Origin of the sequence: Paracoccus shandongensis (genome assembly GCF_017315735.1) — a bacterium.
GTDB classification, from domain to species: domain Bacteria; phylum Pseudomonadota; class Alphaproteobacteria; order Rhodobacterales; family Rhodobacteraceae; genus Paracoccus; species Paracoccus shandongensis.
The window spans coordinates 89798-105425 of record NZ_JAFLRK010000005.1 but is presented as its reverse complement, the minus strand read 5'-3'; the positions used below and the strand labels follow the sequence as shown (position 1 = coordinate 105425).

Below are 15628 nucleotides of genomic sequence, written 5' to 3'. Positions count from 1 at the left end.
TCCTGAAGCAGGATTAGATTTCGGTGAACATGAAGCTGGAAGGGATCAGCCTGCGCCAGTTGCGCTGCCTGCGGGCCGTGGCCGACAGCGGCAGCCTGACGGGGGCGGCCTCCCTTCTGGGCCTGACGGTCCCCGCCATCCACAGCCAGCTTCGGGGGCTGGAGGATCTGGCGGGCTGCGCGCTGATGGTCCGGGCAGACCATGGCGCCTTTCGTCCCACAGCCGAAGGCGTCGCCCTGCTGCTGGCCGAATCGCAGATCGCCACCGCCTTGGCCCGCGCTGGACGCGAGATCGGTGCGCTTCAGCAAGGCCATGTCGGCAATGTGGTGCTGGGGGTGGTGTCCACCGGCAAGTATTTCGCCCCCGGCCTGGTCGCCCGGCTTTTGCGACTTTTGCCCCAGATCGAGGTGACGCTGCGCATCGGCAACCGCGACGCGGTGCTGGCGGCGCTGGCGGGCGACGACCTGGATCTGGCGATCATGGGCCGCCCGCCGCGCGAACCGGCGGTGATCGCCGACCCCATCGGCCCGCACCCCCACATCATCATCGCCGCGCCCGATCACCCGCTGGCAAAGGCCGACCCGGTGATGCCCGGCGACCTGCTGGCCCAGACCTTTCTTTCGCGCGAGGAAGGGTCGGGCACGCGCATCCTGATGACCCGCTTCCTGGACCGCATCGGCGAGGGCGCGACCTGGCGCGCGGTGGAAATGGGCACCAACGAGACGATCAAGCAGGCGGTGATCGCAGGCCTGGGCATCGCGCTGATTTCCCAGCACACCGTGACCGAGGAGTTGCGATCCGGCCGCCTGATCGCGCTGCGCGGCATCGGGTTGCCCATCCAGCGCAGCTGGTACCTGCTGCGCCGCGCCGACCGCCAGATGAGCCCCGCGACCGCCCGGATCCGCGACGAGACCCTGGCGATGCGCGGCGCCTTCCTGCCGCAGCTTTAATCCGCGCCGCGCAGGGCGTCGATCTCGCTGGCCAGGGCCGAGCCGCCGCCCTCGAAGATCAGCTCGATCCCGCGGGGCCCGATCTCGGCCTCGGCCACGCGGACATAGGCGCCCACCGCATCCTTGGAAATCACCTCGCCCGCGCGGCTGCTTTCGATCACGAAGGAATAGCGCCCGTCGGGCAGCTTCTCGCCCGCCTTGTCGCGGCCCAGCCAGTCGATCTGCCCTTCGCCCGTGCCGATCTCCTCGCGCGACACCTCGCGGCCCGATTCGTTCAGCACGACCAGCGTGACGCTGTCGGCGGTGCTGTGGGGCGCGATGTCCAGCGTCAGCGGCTCGTCCCCGAACCAGACCGGCGCGGTCGTCCGCACCTCTTTCCCGATCCAGTCGGCCACCTGCCCCAGGCTGCCGCCCTCTTGCATGATCATCAGCTCCAGCAGCTTGTTCGTCTGCGCCTGCTGTTCCACCCCCGAGAAGGTCGCAAGCTGGACCGCGAAGTCCGTCCCCTCCATCGGGTTCAGCGGATCCTGGTTCTGCAGCTGCGTGGTCAGCATCTTCAGGAAGGTGTCGTAATTCGTCGAATCCGCCGCGCTGGCGGCGGTGGCCGTGGTGGTTGCGGCCGTTGCGGCGGTTGAACTGCCCAGTGCGGAAATCACCTGATTCTCCTGTCAAACACGAATGTCGAGCCGCGCCGGAATCGCCATGGGCGTCCAGGCAACGGGGATGGACCTGACGGGCTCTGCCCCCTCGAAGGCCGAGGAAACGGCGGAGGCGGCGGCCGGATGGTCCTTGCGCGACCCCGAGGGCGTGTCGCCCTGGAACTCGAAGGACGCATCCGCCATTCCCGCATCGCCCAGGCATTCCTGCAGGAAGGCCGCGTTGCGGCGCAGCTGGTCCAGAACCTCGGGCCGCTCGACCCAGACCGTGACATGGGGATTGTGGTCAGGCCCCGTCAGGACCATGCGGATCTTGCCCAGCTCCTCGGGCGCCAGCGCGATCTCGATCACGTCGTCGCGCGCCGTCACCACGGCCTCGGCGATCTGGCGGGCCACCGGCAGCGCCGCGGGCTTGGCCAGGCGCATCTCGGCGGGGACCGCGGCCTCGTCACGCGACAGGGCAGGGGCCGGCCCTGCCGCCGGATCGGCCAGCAGGGCTTCGACCTCGGTGGACATGTCGGCGGGGTTCAGGTCGATAACCGCGCCCTCGGCCTGCATGTCCAGGGCGGTGATGTCCGCCATCCCCTGCGGGGACGACCGGCGCGGTTCCTCGGCTGTCATGCCGGTCAGGGCCGGATCGACGGGCGCCCCCTCCACCCGCGCTTCGGCGGGCAGGACGGGGGACGACGCCGCCCCGGCCAGCAGGGATTCGGCGGCGGTCTTGTCCGGCGCGGGCGAGGGGGCCTCGCGCAGCGCGCCGGTGATGCCGGACAGATCCTCGATCAGCATCTGCAGCGGATCGGCCGCCAGGACATCGGCGGCTTCAGGCTCGGCGGCCTCCGTGCCTTCCTCGGGCAACGCCACCTCGACGGTGAAATCCGCCCCGGATCCCTCTGCCTCCGCCTCTGCCGGTTCGGCCGCGGACACGGGCTGCGCGACGCTTGCGACGGGTAAAACAAAACACTCTGCCATCTGCCGATTCCCAATTCACCAGCCCAAGGCATAAGCGCAAGTCCTTACGATTTATTTACCGCGACCGGCTATTGGTGAAAAAACACCGCAAATGGAAAGCGTCCATGCACGTGAATCAAATCCAGACGCCGTTATCGCCGCCCGCCAAATCGCCCCCCCCGACGGCGGAAAAGCTGGAACAGGCGTTTCTTGAGGAAATGTTGAAATACTGCGGCCCCAAGCCCGAAACCGGCGCCTTCGGCGGCGGCATCGGCGAGGATCAGTTCGCCAGCTTCCTGACCCAGGAATATGCCGCCGTCCTGGCCGCGCAGATCGACCTTGGCTTTGGAAAACGGATGGACTTGCAATGAAGACACGGCACAAGACCCTGCTGGACGCCGTCCAGCAGGCGATCATTTCCGGCGATGCCCCCCTGGCCCTGTCGCGGATCGAGGCGCTGGCGAAGCGATTCGAACGCGACCGCCCCGACCCCGAGGCCAGGGCGGATATCGAGCGCACATTGCAGCATCTGCGCCGCCTGGCCGAGGATTCGGCACGCGGCACGCAACGCGCCATCGACCAGATCAAGGACATCCTGCGCAACGCGCGGACGCTGCAAACCTATGACCACCGGGGGCAGCGGCGCGAGACGCCCACCAATGCCGCGATGCCGCAGCGGTTTTGAGTAAAATCCTTCGCGTTCGATGTTTGAGAAAGGGGGGCGAATTCACTATCCGTAAATCACCGGCTGCTAGGACTGCGGTCATGCCAAAAGCGGCACAGGGATAAACGCCCAAGGTCAGAAGGCCAAAACGCCACAACCACGGATGCAAAGCATCCCATATATCCGAGGATAAGATGTCCAGTATTCTGACCAACAACGGCGCCATCGTTGCCCTGCAGACCCTGAAGAACGTGAACTCCAGCCTGAACAAGGCGCAGTCGGAGATTTCGACTGGCAAGTCGATTGCCAAGGCGTCGGACAACGCTGCCATGTGGGCCATTTCCAAGACCATGGAAACCGACCAATCCGCAGCCAAGACCATCCAGAGCAGCCTGAACGTCGCGAACCAGACCGTCACGACTGCCCTGGCCGGGTCCGACAAGGTCGTTGGGCTGCTTGAAGACATGAAGAAACTGGCAGCCAACGCGGGCACCGATGGCTTTGACTTTGCCACCGTGCAAACCCAGATCACCGAGAAGATGGCGGTCATCGCCGCAGCCGTGTCCGGCTCGCAGTTGAACGGGATCAACCTGCTCAGCACCGACGGCATCAATGGCACTGCGACCTTCACCGCGCTGGCCTCGCTGGACCGGACGGCGGGAACGGGGCCCACGACCGCCAACAAGATCGAAATCACCTCGCTGGACTACCAGGCCAATATTGCCGAGGCGACGGTGACGGAAATCGAGGATGCGGCAACCGCGTTGACCGCCCTTGGCGAGATCGAGGCGCTGCTTGACATCGCCATCGCAGGTTCGGCGACCCTTGGTGCGGCGTCCGAGCGGATTACCGACCAGGCCGATTTCGTGGGCAGCCTCGCGGACTCGCTGAAGCTCGGCGTCAGTTCGCTGGTTGACGCCGACATGGAGGAAGCCTCGGCCCGCCTGCAGGCGCTGCAAACGCAGCAGCAGCTGGGTATCCAGGCCCTGTCCATCGCCAACGAGGCCCCCTCGGCGATCCTGTCGCTGTTCCGCTGATCATAAACAGGCAGGGGCGCCGCACCGGCGCCCCACGCCACCCCGCTGAACCCCTCAGATCAGGAAGATCATCTTGAACGCGGTTCCGTCCTTTGCCGGGCATGGCTACGGCAGCAGCATCCTGCGCACGCCGCGCGATGCCGAATACGAAGTCTTCTCTCGCGTCACCCGGATGCTGCGCCAGGCAGCCCAAGGGGACCATGGCCCCGATGTGATCGCGGCGGTCCACAAGAACAACCAGCTGTGGACGATCCTTGCCGCAGACCTTGCCAGCCCGGGCAACGGGCTGCCGGACGAGGTCCGGGCAGGGCTTTTGTCGCTGGCGGGGTTCTCCCTGCGCCACGGCCACCAGGCGCTGTCGGGCAAGGTGGGCATTGCCCCGCTGATCGACATCAACATGGCGATGATGCGCGGCCTGCGCCAGGAGGCTGCGGCATGAGCGGCCTTGTCCTGAAGCTGGCCCCGAACGAACGCGTGCTGATCAACGGCGCCGTCATCGAAAACGGCGATCGCCGGTCCAAGATCGCCATCCGCACGCCCAATGCCAACGTCCTGCGCCTGAAGGATGCGATCCATCCCGACCGCGCCAACACCCCGGTCGGCCGCGCCTGCTATATCGCGCAGTTGATCCTGTCCGGCGATGCCAGGCCCGACGAAGGCAAGCGCCAGTTGCTGCTGGCCATCGCGCAGCTGTCGCAGGTCTTTGACGACGCAACGGGCCAGGCGGCCCTGCAAGACGCCCGGGCCAGCGTCGAGGACGGCGCGATCTATCCGGCCCTGCGCCGCCTGCGAGAGCTTCTGCCGCAGGAAGACCAGCTTATCCACGCCCGCCGCCAGTGAGGGTGCCGTGACCTCTGCCATCAGCATCGGAATCACCGGCATCGCGGGCTGGCGCGTCCTGCAGCGGATCGAAACGCGGCAGGTCGAGGCCACGGCAAAGGATCCCGTGATCCAGCGCGCCACGACCTATTTCCGCGAAAACCTGACCGAGGACACCACGGCCGAGGATCTAGTCGGCGACTACAAGTTGCTGCAGGTGGCCTTGGGCGCCTTTGGCCTGGAAGACGACATCGCCAACAAGGCCTTCATCCGCAAGGTGCTGGAATCCGATATCGGCGACAGCGCATCCCTGGTCAACCGGCTCAGCGACAAGCGTTACCTGAAGCTTGCGACCGAGTTCCAGAACCGCACCGATCCCGAGGCCATGGCCGACACTGTGACCAAGGCCTATGTCGGGCAGCAGTTCCAGCAGCGCGTGGGCGAGGGAGACGAAACCTATCGCCTGGCCCTGAACGCCCGGGACGAATTGAAGGCCTTCGCCAGCCGGAGTTCCAGCGACAAGACCATGTGGTACGAGGTGCTGGGGAACGAGGCCCTGCGCGAGGTCTTCCAGACCGCCTTCGGCTTTGGCAGCGCGATGGCGAACCTGTCCGTGGACCGGCAGTTGGAGGACTTCATGTCGGCGTCCGAACGCATCCTGGGCAGCAGCAGCTTTGCCCAGATCGGCATGGACGAGGGGATCGACAAGCTGGTCACGCGCTATCTGGCGCTGTCCCAGATCCAATCCACAGCCAGCAGCAACCGCTATAGCGCGGCCCTGACGCTGCTGTCGGGTTGAGCCGAGGCATCCGGCACGGGGGCAGGCCCGGCCGGTTCCAGGGGCCATGCCGCGCCTTTCGGGCACACCGCCTCGAACGGATGTCCGGTGTTCCCTTTGGTCAGCCGCGGACCTCACAGCCTTGGGGCGGCGGGCTGCCTGAGAGCCGGAAGTGACGCGCCCGCCCGGGTTCCATCAGGTGCCGAAGCCACCGCCCCCGTTGCGGCGGCGGTTACCAACGTCAGGCCCGGCTTCAGCCCTGCAGCGACCGCACGCCCACCTCGCCCTCACCCCGCGACTTGATCGCCGCCACGGCCGCGATGCTTCCCGCCGCCGTGGTGAAATAGGGGATCTTGTCATAAAGCGCGACGGCGCGGATCTCGCGCGAATCCGCAATGGCCTGGGCGCCTTCGGTGGTGTTCAGGACCATTGCGATATCGCCGTTCTTCAGGCGATCCACGATGTTGGGGCGGCCTTCATAGACCTTGTTCACGCGGGCCGTTTCGACGCCTGCCGCGGACAGGAAGTCGGCGGTGCCGCTGGTGGCGACCAGCTGGAAGCCCATGGCGGTCAGGTCGCGGGCGGCATCGGCCAGGGCTTCGGTCTTGTCGGCCTCCTTCACGGAAATGAAGACGCGGCCTTCGCTGGGCAGGTGGGTGCCCGCGCCCATCTGCGCCTTCAGGAAGGCGCGGGCGAAGTTGCGGTCCCATCCCATCACCTCGCCGGTGGATCGCATTTCCGGGCCAAGCAGCGTATCGACGCCGGGGAAGCGGGCAAAGGGCAGCACGGCTTCCTTGACCGAGAACCAGGGCGTCAGGGGGTCGGCCAGGGTCAGCGGATCGGCGAAGGGCAGGTCGGTTTCCGGGCCGACGCCTGCGGGATAGGGATCGCGCAGGGGGAAATTCGCCATGGGCTCGCCCGCCATCAGCCGTGCGGCAATACTGGCGATGGCGCTGTCGGTGGCCTTGGCGACGAAGGGCACGGTGCGGGATGCGCGCGGGTTCACTTCCAGCACATAGATCGCGCCGTCCTTGATCGCGAACTGCACGTTCATCAGGCCCTTGACCTTCAGCGCGCGGGCCATGGCGACGGTCTGGCGCTTCAGCTCGTCAATGGTGGCGGCGTCCAGCGTATGCGGGGGCAGGCAGCAGGCCGAATCGCCCGAATGGACGCCGGCTTCCTCGATATGTTCCATGATGCCCGCGACATGGACGGTTTCGCCGTCCGACAGCGCGTCCACATCGACCTCGATCGCGCCGGACAGATAGCTGTCCAGCAGCACCGGGTTCTTGCCCGAGACGCTGACGGCCTCGGTGATGTAGCGCTTCAGATGGTCCATGTCGCGCACGATCTCCATCCCCCGGCCGCCCAGGACGTAGGAGGGGCGGATGACCAGCGGGAAGCCGACCTGCCCGGCGATGTCCAGCGCCTGTTCGGCGCTGCTGGCGATGCCGTTGACGGGCTGTTTCAGACCAAGGTCGTTCAGCAGCTTCTGGAACCGTTCGCGGTCTTCGGCCAGGTCGATGGCGTCGGGGGTGGTGCCCAGGATCGGGATGCCCTCGGCCTCCAGCGCATTGGCCAGCTTCAGGGGCGTCTGGCCGCCGAACTGGACGATGACGCCGTGCAGCGTGCCGTTTTCCTGCTCGACCCGCAGGATTTCCATGACATGTTCCAGGGTCAGGGGTTCGAAATACAGCCGGTCGCTGGTGTCATAGTCGGTGGACACCGTTTCCGGGTTGCAGTTGACCATGATCGTCTCATAGCCCGCATCGGTCAGCGCAAAGCAGGCATGGCAGCAGCAGTAATCGAACTCGATCCCTTGGCCGATCCGGTTCGGGCCGCCGCCCAGGATCACCACCTTTTTCGCGTCAGACGGGCGCGATTCGCATTCCACGTCGCCCATCGCCGGGGCCTCATAGGTGGAATACATGTAGGGGGTCTGGGCCTCGAACTCGGCGGCGCAGGTGTCGATGCGCTTGAAGACGGGCAAAACGCCCGCGCCACGCCGGACGCGGCGGATGTCAGCCTCGTTCCGGCCGGTCAGATGGGCCAGGCGGGCGTCGGTGAAGCCCATCATCTTGACGGCGCGCAGGCCTTCGGCGTCCGTGGGCAGGCCCTCGTGGCGCAGCTTGTGTTCGGCATCGACGATCTCGCGGATGCGGGCCAGGAACCAGGGATCAAAACTGGTGATGCGGCCGATCTCGTCATCGGTCAGGCCAAAGCGCATTGCCTCGGCGATGACGCGGATGCGGTCGGGGGTGGCCTTGGACAAGGCGGCGATCACGGCGGGCTTGCCCTGCTCGGCGGCGCCCTCGATGGCGATCTCGTCAAGGCCGGTCAGGCCGTTTTCCATGGACGCCAGCGCCTTTTGCAGCGATTCGTGGAAGCTGCGGCCGATGGCCATGACCTCGCCCACGGATTTCATCGCCGTGGTCAGTTCGGGCTTGGATCCGGGGAATTTCTCGAAGGCGAAGCGCGGGATCTTGGTCACGACATAGTCGATGGAGGGCTCGAACGACGCGGGCGTGACCTTGGTGATGTCGTTGTCGAGTTCATCCAGCGTATAGCCCACGGCCAGTTTCGCGGCGATCTTTGCAATGGGGAAACCCGTGGCCTTGGACGCCAGCGCCGAGGAGCGCGACACGCGCGGGTTCATCTCGATCACGACCATGCGGCCGTCGGCGGGGTTGATCGCCCATTGCACGTTCGACCCGCCGGTTTCCACGCCGATCTCGCGCAGCACGGCGATGCTTCCGTTGCGCATGATCTGGTATTCGCGGTCGGTCAGGGTCAGCGCCGGGGCCACGGTGATGGAATCGCCGGTATGGACGCCCATCGGATCGACGTTCTCGATCGAGCAGACGATGATGGCGTTGTCGTTGCGATCCCGCACGACCTCCATCTCGTATTCCTTCCAGCCGAGCAGGCTTTCATCGACCAGCACCTGCGCCACCGGGGACGCGTCGAGCCCCGACCGCACGATGCGTTCGTAGTCGTCGCGGTTATAGGCCACGCCGCCGCCGGTGCCGCCCAGGGTGAAGGCGGGGCGGATGATCGCGGGCAGGCCGATCTCCTCCAGCACGTCCATGGCCTGGGCCACGCCCGCGCCGATGTCGTATTTGCCCGAGGCCAGCTTGGGCGCGGCGACGATGGTGGCCTTGGGATTTTCCAGGCCGATCCGGTTCATCGCCTCGCGGAACAGCTTGCGGTCCTCGGCCATCTCGATGGCGGCGCGCTGCGCGCCGATCAGTTCCACGCCGTAGCGGTTCAGGACGCCCATGTCCGCCAGCGCCAGGGCGGTGTTCAGCCCGGTCTGCCCGCCCATCGTGGGCAGCAGCGCGTCGGGGCGTTCCTTGGCGATGATCTTTTCGACGATCTCGGGGGTGATCGGCTCGATATAGGTGGCGTCGGCCATTTCCGGGTCGGTCATGATCGTCGCGGGGTTGGAATTCACCAGGATCACCCGGTAGCCTTCCTCGCGCAGGGCCTTGCAGGCCTGGGCGCCGGAATAGTCGAACTCGCAGGCCTGGCCGATCACGATGGGGCCTGCGCCGATGATCAGGATCGACTTGATATCGGTTCTTTTCGGCATGGGCTTGATCCTTGGGCTTCGGGCGGCGGGCGGCGGCTAAATCGTCCGGGGTTATAGCCATGCGCGGTCGGGGTGCAAGGTGGGAAGGGCGCGATACGTGCTTTTGATGGGCCGGTGGACAACGCCCTCGGTCTGGCGCATGGAGGGCGCCATGATCCGCAACGAGGCCGGCCCATGATCCGCGCGCATCTTGCCACCTTTCCCGCGCGCCGGGCCATTCTGGCAGACACGATCCGCAGCATTGCGCCGCAGGTCGATCGCTTGTTCCTGTGCCTGAACGATTACGACGCGATCCCGGCCTGGCTGGACGGGTTTGCCAACCTGCATCCCATGATCCCGGAAAGCGACCTGAAGGACATCGGCAAGTTCGCCTTCGTTCCGCAGGATGACGACCTGATCTTCACGATCGACGACGACATTCTTTATCCGCCCGACTATGTCGAACGGACGTTGCGGCAGGCCGAGGCCTTTGACCTGTCGCGCAGCGTCGTGGGATACCAGGCAAACCGCTGGACCTTCAAGAAGGCGCAGGGCCGTCACGGCTGGAAGACCTTCATGTTCTTCAAGCCCTGCAGCAGGGCCGAACGGGTCGATATCCTGGGGACCGGCACCGCCTGCATGATGGGCCGCGCCATGCCGCGCTTGGGCGATCTTGCGGGCGCCGAGGGCTTTGTCGATATCCGCTTCGCCAACTGGCAGATGGACCAGGGGCGCGCGTTCTGGGTGCTTCCGCGCGGCGCGGATGACCTGCGCCGCAACCTGCCCGAGGATCTGAAGGCGACATCCCTGTTCCACACCGTCGCGACAAGCGGGCGGGCCGACCTGAGGGCCGAAACCCGCGCGCTGCTGGACCGCATCGGGTCCAGGGACTAGCGCGCCTGGCGCAGGGCCATCGTCAGCGCCCGGTCCAGCGACTGCAGGAACCGCGCCCGGTCGGCACGCCCGAACATCGCGCCGCCCCCCTGGTGAAAGGGATCGGCCGCGCGGATGTCGGCCATCAGGTCGCGCGTGGCCAGGCGCGGGCCGATATTGGCGGGCGTCAGCGCCTCGCCGTCATGGCGCAGCACAAGGGCGCCGGCTTTCAGGCAACGGTCCGCCAGCGGCAGGTCGCCCGTCACCACCACGTCGCCCGGCCCGCAGGTGTCGGCGATCCACTTGTCGGCCTCGTCCGGGCCCTCGGCCACGATCTTCAGCGTGACAAGCGGGTTGGCGGGCATCCGCAGCCCGCCATTGCAGACCAGCACCATCGGCACCCGCAGGCGGGTGGCCACCCGTTCCGCCTCGGCCTTGACGGGGCAGGCGTCGGCGTCGATGAAAAGCGTCGTCAATCGCGCAGCAGTTCGTTGATCGAGGTCTTGGCGCGCGTCTTCGCATCCACCCGCTTGACGATCACCGCGCAATACAGGTTCACGCCGTTCTTCGACGGCATGGACCCCGCGACCACGACCGATCCGGCGGGAACCTCGCCATACATGACCTGGCCCGTCTCGCGGTCCAGGATCTTGGTGGACTGGCCGATGAAGACGCCCATGCCCAGCACGGACCCTTCGCGGACGATGCAGCCCTCGACCACTTCCGACCGGGCGCCGATGAAGCAGTCGTCCTCGATGATCGTCGGCCCGGCCTGCAGCGGTTCCAGCACGCCGCCGATGCCCACGCCGCCCGACAGGTGGACGTTGCGGCCGATCTGCGCGCAGGATCCGACCGTGGCCCAGGTATCGACCATGGTTCCTTCGCCCACATGCGCGCCCAGGTTCACGAAAGACGGCATCAGCACCGCGCCCTTGCCGATGAAGGCCGACCGCCGCACGATGGCGCCGGGCACCGCGCGGAAACCCGCGGCGCGCCATTGGCTGTCACCCCAGCCTTCGAACTTGGTCGGCACCTTGTCCCACCAGGCCGATCCCTGCGGGCCGCCCGACATCTGTTCCATGTCGTTCAGGCGGAACGACAGCAGCACGGCCTTTTTCGCCCACTGGTTCACGTGCCAGTCGTTGCCGCGCCTTTCCGCCACGCGCAGGGCGCCGCTGTCCAGCTGGGCCAAGACCTCGTCCACCGCCTCGCGCACGAAGCCGGTCGTGCTTGCGTCGATATCGGCGCGGGCTTCCCACGCGGCCTCGATGGCGGTCTCAAGTGCTTGGGTCATGGGCCTCTCCCTGGGATCTGCGGCATGGGTGGAAACTGGTTCACCGGGGCTATAAGCCTGGGACAAGGCCCGTGCAATCCGAGGATCCGATGAACGACGCGACCAAGACCACCGATGACCGCGCCCATCCCTTTCCCCACAGCGACGAGGACGCGGCCCGCGCGCAGCAGATCCCCGACACGCCGCAGACGCGCTCGCCCGCCTATCAGCTGGCCTTCACCGACCGCGACTTCCTGCTGAGGGAAGAGCTGCGCCCCGTCCGCCTGCAACTGGAACTGCTGAAGCCGCAGATGCTGCTGGACGAGGCGGGGGTGGAATCCACCGTGGTGATGTTCGGCGGCGCGCGGATCCCCTCGCCCGAACGGGCGGCGGGCGCACGCACCCCGGCGCTGGCCCGGTTGTCGTCCTATTACGAGGAAGCGCGGCTTTTCGCGCAGGAAATGACCCGCCGCAGCCTGGCCTCGGGCGGGCGCGACTTTGTCATCGCCACCGGCGGCGGCCCGGGCGTAATGGAGGCGGGCAACCTGGGCGCGCACGAGGTCGGGGGCAAGTCCATCGGCCTGGGCATCGTGCTGCCGCATGAACAGGCGCCCAACATCTATGTGACGCCGGAACTGTGCTTCAACTTCCATTACTTCGCGATCCGCAAGATGCATTTCCTGATGCGCGCCCGCGCGATCGCCATCTTTCCCGGCGGCTTCGGCACCCTGGACGAAACCTTCGAGGCCCTGACCCTGATCCAGACCCGCCGCATGGCCCGCGTGCCCGTGCTGATGTTCGGCCGCGCGTTCTGGGAGGGGATCATCAACTGGAAGGCCTTGGCCGAGGCCGGGACGATTTCAGAGGAGGATCTGGAGTTGTTCCACTATGTGGAGACGGCCGAGGAGGCGGTGGGGGTGATTGATGGGTGGGGGAAGGCTTAGTGCTGGGAACGGGGGCGTGGCCTTTGTACAAGCCTCCCATCCAAAACACATTTTACTCCATATCCTTACTATACAAGTCGGCGGAAAAGCGCCTAACACTTGGTAAGACGTTTGGGTAACTGCGCTGTTCAGTCGGCGTGCAGCGAGGGACATCAGGAATGACCAATTTTTCAGAAGTTGTTGAGGCGTTATCAGCTCGATCAAAAATGGCAGAGCGTCAGGCTCTAACCGAAGAGGCGACCAAGACGGCTGTAGTGATGCCGTTCCTTCAAGCACTTGGCTTTGATGTTTTCAATCTAGAGGAGGTGGTGCCCGAGTTCATTGCAGATGTGGGAGTCAAGAAAGGGGAGAAAGTCGACTTTGCTCTAAAAATAGACGGAAAAATCGCTATGCTGGTCGAGGTCAAGCCGATCTCCTGCAAGCTTGGGGATACCCAATACAGCCAGCTTTTCCGCTACTTTCATGTAACAGAGGCAAGACTGGCAATCCTGACTAATGGACGAGAAGCGTGGTTCTTTTCGGACACCGACGAACCGAACAAAATGGATAAGAAGCCGTTCTTCACGTTCGACTTCCAAAAGCATGATGCGGCACAGGTCGAAGAGCTTGCAAGGTTTCAAAAGGGTCGCTTCGCTATCGACGCGATCATAGAGGCTGCATCCAACTTGAAGTACACCAGTGCCGCTGCCGCTTACCTGAAGCGTCAGATGGATGAGCCTGATGATGATTTCGTGCGCCTCATCGGTCGCCAAATCCATGAGGGGTCAATAACCAAAGCTGTGGCAGAGCAGCTAAAGCCTGCGATCTAAGCCGCACTAGATGAGTTGGTCCGGGATCGCATACAGGATAGACTAAGCATTACCTTTCGACCCGAAAGTACAACACCTGCTAACTCTCCGGCTGATGAGCCGGCAAACGACAATGAACTTGTCACAACAGAGGAGGAGCGGGAGGGGTTTATGATTGTCCGGGCAATCGGCGCCAAGATTGTGCCAGTTGAAAGAATTACAATACGGGATTCGAAAAGCTACTGCGCCATTCTCATGGATGACAACAACCGCAGGCCAATCTGTCGCCTCTACTTCAACTCTGCGACAACCAAAAATCTTGGTCTTTTTGATGCAGAAAAGAAAGAAACTCGCATCAAAATATCCTCTCCCTCAGATATATATCAGAACGTCGAGGCTATCGAAGCAGCTATCCGTTTGTATGCTTAACCCACCTCCGCCGCGATCTCCGCCCGCGACTTCCTCCCCCGTTCCGTCGCCGACTTCAACTGCCCGCAGGCCGCCATGATGTCCTCGCCCCGGGGCGTGCGGATCGGGCTGGCATAGCCGGCCTTGTAGATGATGTCGGCGAAGGCGTGGATGCGGTTGTTGCTGGACCGTTTATACGGCGCGCCGGGCCATTCGTTGAAGGGGATCAGGTTGATCTTGGCCGGGATGCCCCGGATCAGCTCGACCAGGCGATGCGCGTCGGCGTCGCTGTCGTTCACTCCGGCCAGCATCACGTATTCAAAGGTGATCCGCTCGCTGTTCGACAGCCGCGGATAATCGCGCAGGGCGTCAAGCAGGGTGGCGATGTTCCAGCGCTTGTTGATCGGCACCAGGACGTTGCGCACCTCGTCGGTGGTGGCGTGAAAGCTGACGGCCAGCTGGCAGCCGATCTCCTCGGCCGTGCGGGCGATCTCGGGCACCACGCCGCTGGTGGACAGCGTGATGCGGCGGCGCGACAGCGACAGCCCCTCGCCATCCATGCAGACCTTCATCGCGTCGCGCACCGCGTCGAAGTTATAAAGGGGCTCGCCCATGCCCATCAGCACGATGTTGCTGACCAGGCGCGTCTCGTCCTTGGGCGCGCCGGGCACCGGCCATTCGCCCAGGTCGTCGCGCGCCAGCATCAGCTGCCCGACGATTTCCCCGGCGGTCAGGTTGCGCACCAGCTTCTGCGTGCCGGTGTGGCAGAAGGAACAGGTCAGCGTGCAGCCGACCTGGCTGGAGACGCAGAGCGTGCCGCGCCCTTCCTCGGGGATATAGACCGTCTCGACCTCGTGGCCCCCGGCGATGCGGACCAGGTATTTGCGGGTGCCGTCGGCGCTGATCTGGCGGGTGACGATCTCGGGCAGCACGATCTCGAACCGCTCGGCCAGTAGGGCGCGATAGTCCTTGGCCAGGTTCGACATCTGCGCGAAATCGCGCACGCCCCAATGGTAAATCCATTGCCAGACCTGGCCCACGCGCATCTTGCCCTGCTTTTCCGGCGTGCCCGCGGCAACCAGCGCCTCGCGCAGCTGGTCGCGCGTCAGCCCTATGATGTTCACCCGGGCGCTGTCCGGCAGCTTGCGGGGAAGGGTCAGGACATCCTGCGTGATAGGCGCGTTCATGGGTCTACCGATGTTGTGCGAAGACCCGCAGATAAGCGAAACGAGGCCGAAAATCAACCGGCCTCGTCCTTTCACCTTGGCTTAAATATCCTGGGGGGTGAGGAGCGCCAGGAAAAAGGTCCGGTGGACCTTTTTCAGCGACGAACGGGCGAAGCCTAGCGAAGGGACGGGGGCAAAGCCCCCAACCCTTACTCGCAGCGCGACTTGGCCGTGTTCGTGGCCGCCGTGATCCCCGCCAGGCTGAACGTGTCCTTTGTCACCGTCCCGCGCGCCGATCGTCCGGTGATGACCGCGTTCGACCCGCCGCGCAGAGCGGTGATCAGCTTCTGATCCTCGGACGCGCTGCCGGTCCAGGCGCTTTCGCCCTCGGTGAACAGGTTGAACTTGGCGCCGCCGATATCGACCTCGACCGTGCTGTCGGGGGCGAAGGGATAGCCGCCGCTGAAGCTGACCTCGCCGCCCTGGCCCGGGCGATAGGCCACATACAGGCGGATGTCGCCGCGCGTCACCTCGCGCGGGTTGCCGTTCGCGTCGGTGTTCTGCGTGGCCTTGGGCGGGGAAACGGCCCAGCATTCCTTGGGGTTTTCCGCCGCGAAGACGGTCCAGTCGCCTTCGGTCGCGACGACATTGGTGGATTCCTGCGCCGCCGCCGCGCCCAGGCCCAGCATAAGGGCAAGGGCGGCGGTCATGCCGCGCAGCGTGGTGTTGGTCATGCTCTGGCCTCCTGCC

17 protein-coding genes are annotated in these 15628 nt (G+C 65.2%); 10 read left to right on the top strand and 7 right to left on the bottom strand.

The genetic code is table 11. The features are described 5' to 3' along the window. Nucleotides 1-29 precede the first annotated feature (29 nt). Entirely contained in the window at nucleotides 30-950 is a 921-nt protein-coding gene (gene cbbR / locus JX613_RS05940; RefSeq protein ID WP_207100587.1) for a LysR family regulator CbbR, read from the top strand. Here the strand turns inward: cbbR and JX613_RS05935 are convergent. Together JX613_RS05935 and fliK are read right to left on the bottom strand one after the other, a co-directional pair. Continuing rightward, the gene (locus JX613_RS05935; protein ID WP_336512277.1) at nucleotides 947-1606 is read right to left on the bottom strand and encodes a flagellar hook capping FlgD N-terminal domain-containing protein; all 660 of its coding nucleotides are present in this window, start codon (nucleotides 1604-1606) and stop codon (nucleotides 947-949) included. The two genes, cbbR and JX613_RS05935, sit on opposite strands and share 4 nt — an antisense overlap. 12 nt (nucleotides 1607-1618) lie before the next feature. After that, the gene (gene fliK / locus JX613_RS20260; RefSeq protein ID WP_207100546.1) at nucleotides 1619-2533 is read right to left on the bottom strand and encodes a flagellar hook-length control protein FliK; all 915 of its coding nucleotides are present in this window, start codon (nucleotides 2531-2533) and stop codon (nucleotides 1619-1621) included. A 149-nt stretch (nucleotides 2534-2682) separates the two neighbouring features. On the opposite strand from fliK, the gene JX613_RS05925 reads away from it, so the two are divergent. The 6 genes from JX613_RS05925 to JX613_RS05900 all read left to right on the top strand — a co-directional run bounded on the left by JX613_RS05925 (nucleotide 2683) and on the right by JX613_RS05900 (nucleotide 5876). Then, a complete protein-coding gene (locus tag JX613_RS05925) occupies nucleotides 2683-2928 on the top strand; it encodes a rod-binding protein (RefSeq protein WP_207100545.1) in 246 nt (81 codons plus the stop codon). Further along, nucleotides 2925-3242: a hypothetical protein gene (locus tag JX613_RS05920; protein ID WP_207100544.1), complete on the top strand. Its 318-nt coding sequence runs from the start codon at nucleotides 2925-2927 to the stop codon at nucleotides 3240-3242. The genes JX613_RS05925 and JX613_RS05920 overlap by 4 nt, the downstream gene beginning before the upstream one ends. Nucleotides 3243-3415: 173 nt before the next feature. Beyond that, the gene (locus JX613_RS05915; RefSeq protein ID WP_207100543.1) at nucleotides 3416-4258 is read left to right on the top strand and encodes a flagellin N-terminal helical domain-containing protein; all 843 of its coding nucleotides are present in this window, start codon (nucleotides 3416-3418) and stop codon (nucleotides 4256-4258) included. Nucleotides 4259-4331: 73 nt separating this feature from the next. Continuing rightward, the gene (gene flaF, locus JX613_RS05910; RefSeq protein ID WP_237168384.1) at nucleotides 4332-4697 is read left to right on the top strand and encodes a flagellar biosynthesis regulator FlaF; all 366 of its coding nucleotides are present in this window, start codon (nucleotides 4332-4334) and stop codon (nucleotides 4695-4697) included. Then, complete coding sequence (flbT, locus tag JX613_RS05905; RefSeq protein WP_207100542.1) at nucleotides 4694-5098, top strand: flagellar biosynthesis repressor FlbT; 405 nt, start codon at nucleotides 4694-4696, stop codon at nucleotides 5096-5098. Before flaF ends, flbT begins: the two co-directional genes overlap by 4 nt. Nucleotides 5099-5105: 7 nt before the next feature. Next, complete coding sequence (locus JX613_RS05900) at nucleotides 5106-5876, top strand: DUF1217 domain-containing protein (protein WP_207100541.1); 771 nt, start codon at nucleotides 5106-5108, stop codon at nucleotides 5874-5876. A gap of 232 nt (nucleotides 5877-6108) precedes the next feature. Here the strand turns inward: JX613_RS05900 and carB are convergent, their stop codons facing one another. Beyond that, nucleotides 6109-9447: a carbamoyl-phosphate synthase large subunit gene (gene carB / locus JX613_RS05895; protein ID WP_207100540.1), complete on the bottom strand. Its 3339-nt coding sequence runs from the start codon at nucleotides 9445-9447 to the stop codon at nucleotides 6109-6111. A 174-nt stretch (nucleotides 9448-9621) separates the two neighbouring features. Here carB and JX613_RS05890 point away from each other — a divergent pair, with 174 nt between their 5' ends. Then, on the top strand, nucleotides 9622-10320 hold the full coding sequence (locus JX613_RS05890; protein WP_207100539.1) for a hypothetical protein: 699 nt from the start codon (nucleotides 9622-9624) through the stop codon (nucleotides 10318-10320). On the opposite strand, the gene JX613_RS05885 is transcribed toward JX613_RS05890, so the two are convergent. Together JX613_RS05885 and dapD are read right to left on the bottom strand one after the other, a co-directional pair. After that, the gene (locus tag JX613_RS05885) at nucleotides 10317-10775 is read right to left on the bottom strand and encodes a YaiI/YqxD family protein (RefSeq protein WP_207100538.1); all 459 of its coding nucleotides are present in this window, start codon (nucleotides 10773-10775) and stop codon (nucleotides 10317-10319) included. The two genes, JX613_RS05890 and JX613_RS05885, sit on opposite strands and share 4 nt — an antisense overlap. Continuing rightward, entirely contained in the window at nucleotides 10772-11593 is an 822-nt protein-coding gene (dapD, locus tag JX613_RS05880) for a 2,3,4,5-tetrahydropyridine-2,6-dicarboxylate N-succinyltransferase (RefSeq protein WP_207100537.1), read from the bottom strand. Before dapD ends, JX613_RS05885 begins: the two co-directional genes overlap by 4 nt. 89 nt (nucleotides 11594-11682) lie before the next feature. Between dapD and JX613_RS05875 the strand changes: the two genes are divergently transcribed. Both JX613_RS05875 and JX613_RS19800 read left to right on the top strand, forming a co-directional pair. Next, nucleotides 11683-12516, top strand: a complete 834-nt coding sequence (locus JX613_RS05875) for an LOG family protein (protein ID WP_207100536.1) — start codon at nucleotides 11683-11685, stop codon at nucleotides 12514-12516. Nucleotides 12517-12674: 158 nt separating this feature from the next. Continuing rightward, entirely contained in the window at nucleotides 12675-13325 is a 651-nt protein-coding gene (locus JX613_RS19800; protein WP_237168383.1) for a type I restriction endonuclease, read from the top strand. 404 nt (nucleotides 13326-13729) lie between these two features. Here the strand turns inward: JX613_RS19800 and rlmN are convergent, their stop codons facing one another. Both rlmN and JX613_RS05860 read right to left on the bottom strand, forming a co-directional pair. Continuing rightward, on the bottom strand, nucleotides 13730-14899 hold the full coding sequence (rlmN, locus tag JX613_RS05865; protein ID WP_207100535.1) for a dual-specificity RNA methyltransferase RlmN: 1170 nt from the start codon (nucleotides 14897-14899) through the stop codon (nucleotides 13730-13732). A gap of 188 nt (nucleotides 14900-15087) precedes the next feature. Beyond that, nucleotides 15088-15612, bottom strand: coding sequence for an invasion associated locus B family protein (locus tag JX613_RS05860; protein ID WP_207100534.1), 525 nt, complete (start codon nucleotides 15610-15612; stop codon nucleotides 15088-15090). Between the last annotated feature and the right edge of the window lie 16 nt (nucleotides 15613-15628).

Coding starts and splice junctions, on each gene's coding strand:
- JX613_RS05920 (WP_207100544.1), top strand. CDS start 2,925: ATGAAGACACGGCACAAGACCCTGCTGGACGCCGTCCAGCAGGCGATC.
- JX613_RS05860 (WP_207100534.1), bottom strand. CDS start 15,612: ATGACCAACACCACGCTGCGCGGCATGACCGCCGCCCTTGCCCTTATG.
- JX613_RS05915 (WP_207100543.1), top strand. CDS start 3,416: ATGTCCAGTATTCTGACCAACAACGGCGCCATCGTTGCCCTGCAGACC.
- cbbR (WP_207100587.1), top strand. CDS start 30: ATGAAGCTGGAAGGGATCAGCCTGCGCCAGTTGCGCTGCCTGCGGGCC.
- dapD (WP_207100537.1), bottom strand. CDS start 11,593: ATGACCCAAGCACTTGAGACCGCCATCGAGGCCGCGTGGGAAGCCCGC.
- carB (WP_207100540.1), bottom strand. CDS start 9,447: ATGCCGAAAAGAACCGATATCAAGTCGATCCTGATCATCGGCGCAGGC.
- flbT (WP_207100542.1), top strand. CDS start 4,694: ATGAGCGGCCTTGTCCTGAAGCTGGCCCCGAACGAACGCGTGCTGATC.
- rlmN (WP_207100535.1), bottom strand. CDS start 14,899: ATGAACGCGCCTATCACGCAGGATGTCCTGACCCTTCCCCGCAAGCTG.
- JX613_RS19800 (WP_237168383.1), top strand. CDS start 12,675: ATGACCAATTTTTCAGAAGTTGTTGAGGCGTTATCAGCTCGATCAAAA.
- JX613_RS05875 (WP_207100536.1), top strand. CDS start 11,683: ATGAACGACGCGACCAAGACCACCGATGACCGCGCCCATCCCTTTCCC.
- JX613_RS05925 (WP_207100545.1), top strand. CDS start 2,683: ATGCACGTGAATCAAATCCAGACGCCGTTATCGCCGCCCGCCAAATCG.
- JX613_RS05890 (WP_207100539.1), top strand. CDS start 9,622: ATGATCCGCGCGCATCTTGCCACCTTTCCCGCGCGCCGGGCCATTCTG.